The organism is Actinomycetospora sp. (assembly GCF_036497245.1).
Lineage (GTDB): Bacteria > Actinomycetota > Actinomycetes > Mycobacteriales > Pseudonocardiaceae > Actinomycetospora.
Genome location: NZ_DASXJS010000205.1, coordinates 1 through 5,540 on the forward strand (window position 1 = coordinate 1; position 5,540 = coordinate 5,540).

A 5,540-nucleotide genomic window follows, 5' to 3' on the forward strand; every position below is an offset into this window, starting at 1 on the left:
CCCGGCGGCATCGGAGGGTTCCGCCGTGCCGGCCGCGCCGGAGGCCCCGGCGGTCGCGCCCGCGGCGGTGGAGGCGCCGGCGGTCGCGCCCGAGACTCCCGCCCCGGCACCCGAGCCGCGCGACGCCCCGTCGTCGGGAACCGACGGGCCCACCGGGCGCCCCGGCGACCTGCCGCCGTCGCCCGCGGATCTCCCGGTCGACCACGACGACCGCGAACACGTCGTCGGACTGCTGCAGGAGGCGGTGTCGCGCGGCCTGCTCGGCACCCTCGAGTTCGACCGGCGCTCGGGCCTCGCCACCACCGCGCGCACCCGGCGCGAGCTGAACGGGCTGGTCGTCGACCTGCCCCTCGAGCACCCCGACCGCGCCCGGGCCCGGACCGCCGCCGAGTCCCGCCCCCGCGCCGCGACCCCGCCGCCCGACGACACCCGTGCCGCCTACGCGGCCGGGGACACGAGCGGGACCGTCGCCCTGCACGCCGCGATGAGCTCGATCAAGCGGTCCGGGGCGTGGGCGGTCCCGCGCCGGCTGGAGATCGACGGCTGGATGGGCTCGGCCGAACTGGACCTGACCGAGGCCGTCATCGATCACGAGGTCGTCGAGATCGACGTCGACATGACCCTGGGCTCGGTCGAGCTGCGCCTGCCCGACACCGCGAGCGCCTCCCTCGACGCGGTCAGCGCCACGGCAGGCAGCGTCGAGGACAAGCGCCGCAGCGGGCGAGCGGCCGGTCGGCCGCACGTCGTCGTGACCGGGAAGGTCGCCTTCGGCTCCGTCGAGGTGAAGGGCCCGAAGTGGTGGAAGAACTGACCGGACGCCGGTAGCCGCACCCTCAGGTGGCCGGGCCTCAGGTGAAGGCGCTGTATCCGGTGATCTCCCGGCCCACGATGAGCGTCTGCATCGTCTCGGTGCCCTCGAAGGTGTGCACCGACTCGATGTCGGCCATGTGCCGCATCACGTGGTTGTCGAGCAGGATGCCGTTGCCGCCGAGCAGGTCGCGGGCCTCGGAGAGGATCCAGCGGGCCTTGCGGGTGTTGTTCATCTTGGCGAGCCCGGCGATGACCGGGCCGGCCCGGCCGTCCTGCGCGAGGTGGGCGATCTGCATGCAGTAGAGCTGCATGCCCGTCAGCTCCGCCAGCATCCGGACGAGGCGCTCCTGGACGATCTGGAAGCTCGCGAGCGGCCGGCCGAACTGGTGGCGCTCGAGCGTGTAGCGCAGGGCCGCGTCGTACGCGGCGGTGGCGTGGCCGAGCGCGAGCCAGGCACAGGTCCCGCGCGTGGTGGCGAGCAGGCGGGTGGTGTCGGCGAAGCTCTGCGCACCGGGGAGCCGGTCGGTCTCCGGGACGCGGACGCCCTCGAGCTCGATGTCCGCCTGCCACACCGAGCGCATCGACCCCTTCCGCGGGATGACGCTGGCGGCGTAGCCGGGGGTGGTCGTGTCGACGACGAACCCGAGCACCTTCTCCGAGTCGGTGTCACGGGCCCACACGATCGTCCGCCCCGCGATGCTGCCGTTCCCGATCCACCGCTTCGCGCCGTCGATCACCCAGTGGTCGCCGTCGCGGCGCGCCGTCGTCTCCAGGGCGACCGAGTCCGAGCCGTGGTCGGGCTCGGTGAGGGCGAACGCGCCCACGGTCTCCAGGCGGGCCATCGCCGGGAGGAACCGCTCCTTCTGTTCCTCCGAGCCCAGCTCGTCGATCGTCTTCATCGCGAGCCCGGAGTGCACGACGAGGAAGACCGCGAGGCTGCCGTCGCCACGGGCCATCTCCATGTTGACCAGGCCCGACGTCAACGGGTCGAGCCCGGCGCCGCCGTGCGCGGCGACGTCGTCGCCGACGATCCCGAGGTCGGCCGCCTGCCGGATCAGGTCCCAGGACATCTCGGCGGCGTCCCACGCGGCGGGCGCCGCGGGCAGTACCTCGTGGTCGACGAAGCGGCGCACCGCCATGAACGTGTCCCACTGCTGCGAGGTGAACCGGTCGCGCACCGAGAAGAAGTCGGTGCCGAGCGACTCGCTCAGCTGGTCGGGCACGCCCGAAGGGTCGGCATCGAGCGAGGTGTCGACGGCCATCGTTGCTCCCGGGGGACGGTGGGTGGCGGCTGGAGTGCCCGTCGTCATGCCCCGGCAATCCCCCGCGCCCGGTGGAGATCGCGGAGCAGCGCGATCTCGGCACCGTGGTGGATGACCTCGCGATGGATGTGCAGCACGAGGACGGCCAGGGACTCCGCGGCGTACGGCCCCTCGGCGGGCCCGCACGGGCGGGTGAGCCCGTCCTCCCCGAGCCCGCGGACCCCCTCGATCCACCCGGCGTAGGCCGCGTCGAGCTGGGCGAGCGCCTCGTTCGCGGTCGCGGCGTAAGGGTGGGAGTCGTAGTCGGTGGGCGGACCGCCGAAGTGGCTCGCCGTGCGCATCGCGAACACCCCGACGATCACGTGGGCGAGGCGCCACGCGATCGTCGTGACCGGGGGCGGCTCCGGCGTCGGGAACGCGAAGTCGATGACCATCGCGCCCCCGCCGATCGGTGCCGTCCTCGCCTCGGCCCGGGGCCGGACGTTCCAGGCGCCCGGCGCGGGCTCCCAGCGGTACTCGTCGTCGGTGAGCCCGTCGAGGCGCGGGCGCAGCGCGTGCTCCCAGTGGAACCTCAGCTGGTCGAGCAGCAGGTCGTTCCAGGTCATCGTCGCTCCCCCTCCGACACCCGGGACCGTATCGGCGGGGCCCGACAGCCAGGTGTTCAGCGTCGCAGCGTGCGCCGGGCCAGCAGGACGAGCCCGATCCCCAGCAGCACACCGTGGGCGATGCGGATCTCCGGGTCGGCGAAGAACTGCGGCAGGAACCCGACCATCGCGATCGCGAACGGGACGCCCGCGGCACCCTTCCGGACCGCGACCAGCACCCCGGCGACCGCCAGGGCCACGAGCCCGGCGACGAACACCACCGCGGCGGCCGGCCCGAGACGCACGGCCTCGGCGACCTCCATGAGCTGCTCGCCCGCCATGCGCTGCCCGAGGACGTGCAGCGCGAACACCTCCGCGCCGTAGTACGGCAGCACGAGACCGGCCCCGACCCACCAGGTGATCTCGGCGGCGCGCCCGAACGACCGCATCGCCAGGCCCACCAGCACGAACCCGGCCACGGCCGCGAGGTGGGCGACCACCCAGGCGGGTGAGGAGAACGCCGCGGCCGCGCCCGCCGAGGTGGCGTCCCCCTGCGGCCGCACGACGGGATAGACGACGAAGAGCACCCCGGCGAGCGTGAGCAGGACCGCGGACGGGGTGACGCGAACGGCGGTAGGGGGACGGGCGGGAGCTGGGGCGGTGACCATGGCGGACCTCCGATGCGAGAGCAGTGCTCACAGCATCTGCGAGAGCGCCGCTCTCGTCAAGAGCATTGCTCTCGCAACGCGGAGGAGTCCTCTTCGGCGGGCCGCCCCTTGCGCCTTCGCCACCTCCCGTATTTAATCGAGAAGGCAATTAACCAACCTGTTAGATACGGCGGAGCATGCCCACCGACGAGCTCAGCGCGACGTTCGCCGCACTCGCCGACCCGACCCGTCGGTCGATCCTGACCCGGCTCTCCGAGGGCGAGGCGACGGTCAACGAGCTGGCCTCCGCCTTCCCGATCAGCCTGCCCGCGGTCTCCCGGCACCTCAAAGTGCTCGAGCACGCCGGCCTGATCAGCCGGAGCCGGGACGCGCAGTGGCGCCGCAACCGGCTCCGGGCCGAACCGTTCGACGAGGCCGTGGCCTGGATGCAGTCGCGGACACGAGCCTGGCAGTCCCGCCTGGATCGACTGGACGCGCACCTGCGCCGGCCGGGAGAAGCCCTGGAGCAAGGAGACCGGTGATGAGCGAACACGCCCCGACGACCGCCGACGGGTACGTCCTGATCACCCGCGAGTTCGGCGCGCCCCCCGCCGAGGTCTTCCGGGCCTGGACGGACCCCGAGACGCTCGCCGCCTGGTACGGCCCGGAACAGGCCGAGACGCCGCCCGAGCGGGTCCACATCGACCTGCGCGTCGGCGGACGCTATGAGCTCACGATGCTGCTGCCCGGCGGGCGCGAGTTCACCGTCGCCTACGAGATCGTCGAGCTGGTGGAGCCCGAACTGCTCGTCCTGCGCTCCGACCCGATGCCCGAGATGGGCATGACCGAGCCGGCCACCCTGCGGGTGGAGCTCCACGAGCACGGACCGGGGACCCGCATGACGCTCCGGGACGGGCCGTACCCGACCCCGGGACGCGACGGGGCCGAGGCCGGCTGGACGTCCGCCGCCGCGGCGCTGGCGAAGCTGCTCGAAGCCGGGTGACGGCCGAGGTCGTCCGCTGCCCAGCCGTCGATCAACGGGTACGCATCGGGCTTGCGAGGCAGACCGGGCCCGGTGAGTACCCGATGATCTTGCGAACCGCGCCGCCACATCCCAGACACGGCAGAAGGCGCCGGTCACGGGCGCACGGCGTCGTGACCAGCGCCTCCTACGGCCGCTGGGGAGCGGGGTCCGATCAGGCGATGTGACGCCCGGAGATGGAGCGGGCGATGACGAGCTGCTGGATCTGCTCGGTGCCCTCGAAGATGTCGTAGATCTTCGAATCGCGGTGCATGCGCTCCACGGGGTGCTCCCGGGAGTAGCCGGCGCCGCCGAGGATCTGGATCGCGCGCTCGGTGGCCCACACCGCGGTGCGGCCGGCCTTGAGCTTGGACATGGAGCCCTCGCCCGCCTCGAACGGCACGCCGTTGCGGCCCATCCACGCCGCCCGCCAGACCAGCATCCGGGCGGCGTCGATCTCGGTCTTCATGTCGGCGAGGGTGAACGCGATCGACTGGTTGTCGATGATCGGCCGCCCGAACGTCTCGCGGCCCTTCGCGTACTCCAGCGCGTACTCGTACGCCGCGCGGGCGATGCCGACGGCCTGGGAGCCGACCGTCGGGCGCGACAGCTCGAAGGTCTGCATGGCGGACGAGCCCGAGGACCGCTGTCCCTCGCGCGCCCGCGCGAGACGCTCGTCGAGCTTCTCCTTGCCGCCGAGGAGGCAGGAACCGGGGACGACGACGTCGTCGAGGAAGACGTCGGCGGTGTGCGAGGCGCGCAGCCCCATCTTCTTGATCTTGCGGGTGGACTCCAGGCCCGGCGTCCCGGGCGGCACGACGAACGCGGCCTGTCCCCGGCTGCCGAGCGATGAGTCGACGACGGCCTGCACCACGTGGATGTTCGCGATCCCGCCGTTGGTCGCCCAGGCCTTCTGGCCGGTGAGCGTCCACTGGTCCTTGGCCTCGTCGTAGACCGCCCGGGTCCGCATCGCCGAGACGTCGGAGCCCGACTCCGGCTCGGACGAGCAGAACGCCGCGACCGCGACGTCGGAGGCGTCGCCGTAGCACTGCGGGATGAACTCGACCATCTGCTCGGGCGTGCCCGAGGAGAAGATGCCCGCGACGGCGAGGGTGGTCCCGAAGATCGCCATCCCGATGCCGCCGTCGCCCCAGAAGAGCTCCTCGTTGACGATCGGCAGCGACAGCCCGGTCTCGTCACCCCAGAAGGACGCGAG

7 protein-coding genes are annotated in these 5,540 nt (G+C 72.8%); 3 read left to right on the top strand and 4 right to left on the bottom strand.

Annotated elements, in window-relative coordinates:
- The coding region (locus VGI02_RS21495) for a DUF1707 SHOCT-like domain-containing protein (protein WP_331630681.1) at positions 1-811 on the top strand (811 nt) is incomplete at its 5' end.
- A 37-nt stretch (positions 812-848) separates the two neighbouring features.
- Here VGI02_RS21495 and VGI02_RS21500 read toward each other — a convergent pair.
- Genes VGI02_RS21500 through VGI02_RS21510 form a run of 3 tightly spaced genes read right to left on the bottom strand, consistent with a single transcriptional unit; the run spans position 849 to position 3,324 of the window.
- Positions 849-2,072, bottom strand: a complete 1,224-nt coding sequence (locus VGI02_RS21500) for an acyl-CoA dehydrogenase family protein (RefSeq protein WP_331630683.1) — start codon at positions 2,070-2,072, stop codon at positions 849-851.
- A gap of 44 nt (positions 2,073-2,116) precedes the next feature.
- On the bottom strand, positions 2,117-2,677 hold the full coding sequence (locus VGI02_RS21505; protein ID WP_331630685.1) for a DinB family protein: 561 nt from the start codon (positions 2,675-2,677) through the stop codon (positions 2,117-2,119).
- Between the two features lie 56 nt (positions 2,678-2,733).
- Entirely contained in the window at positions 2,734-3,324 is a 591-nt protein-coding gene (locus VGI02_RS21510) for a hypothetical protein (RefSeq protein ID WP_331630687.1), read from the bottom strand.
- 176 nt (positions 3,325-3,500) lie between these two features.
- Between VGI02_RS21510 and VGI02_RS21515 the strand changes: the two genes are divergently transcribed.
- Together VGI02_RS21515 and VGI02_RS21520 are read left to right on the top strand one after the other, a co-directional pair.
- Complete coding sequence (locus VGI02_RS21515) at positions 3,501-3,845, top strand: ArsR/SmtB family transcription factor (RefSeq protein ID WP_331630689.1); 345 nt, start codon at positions 3,501-3,503, stop codon at positions 3,843-3,845.
- On the top strand, positions 3,845-4,306 hold the full coding sequence (locus VGI02_RS21520) for an SRPBCC family protein (RefSeq protein ID WP_331630691.1): 462 nt from the start codon (positions 3,845-3,847) through the stop codon (positions 4,304-4,306). Before VGI02_RS21515 ends, VGI02_RS21520 begins: the two co-directional genes overlap by 1 nt.
- A gap of 193 nt (positions 4,307-4,499) precedes the next feature.
- Here VGI02_RS21520 and VGI02_RS21525 read toward each other — a convergent pair.
- The coding region (locus VGI02_RS21525) for an acyl-CoA dehydrogenase family protein (protein ID WP_331630693.1) at positions 4,500-5,540 on the bottom strand (1,041 nt) is incomplete at its 5' end.

Excerpts from the sequence above, each read along its gene's own strand:
- VGI02_RS21500 (WP_331630683.1), bottom strand. The coding sequence starts at position 2,072 with ATGGCCGTCGACACCTCGCTCGATGCCGACCCTTCGGGCGTGCCCGAC.
- VGI02_RS21505 (WP_331630685.1), bottom strand. The coding sequence starts at position 2,677 with ATGACCTGGAACGACCTGCTGCTCGACCAGCTGAGGTTCCACTGGGAG.
- VGI02_RS21510 (WP_331630687.1), bottom strand. The coding sequence starts at position 3,324 with ATGGTCACCGCCCCAGCTCCCGCCCGTCCCCCTACCGCCGTTCGCGTC.
- VGI02_RS21515 (WP_331630689.1), top strand. The coding sequence starts at position 3,501 with ATGCCCACCGACGAGCTCAGCGCGACGTTCGCCGCACTCGCCGACCCG.
- VGI02_RS21520 (WP_331630691.1), top strand. The coding sequence starts at position 3,845 with ATGAGCGAACACGCCCCGACGACCGCCGACGGGTACGTCCTGATCACC.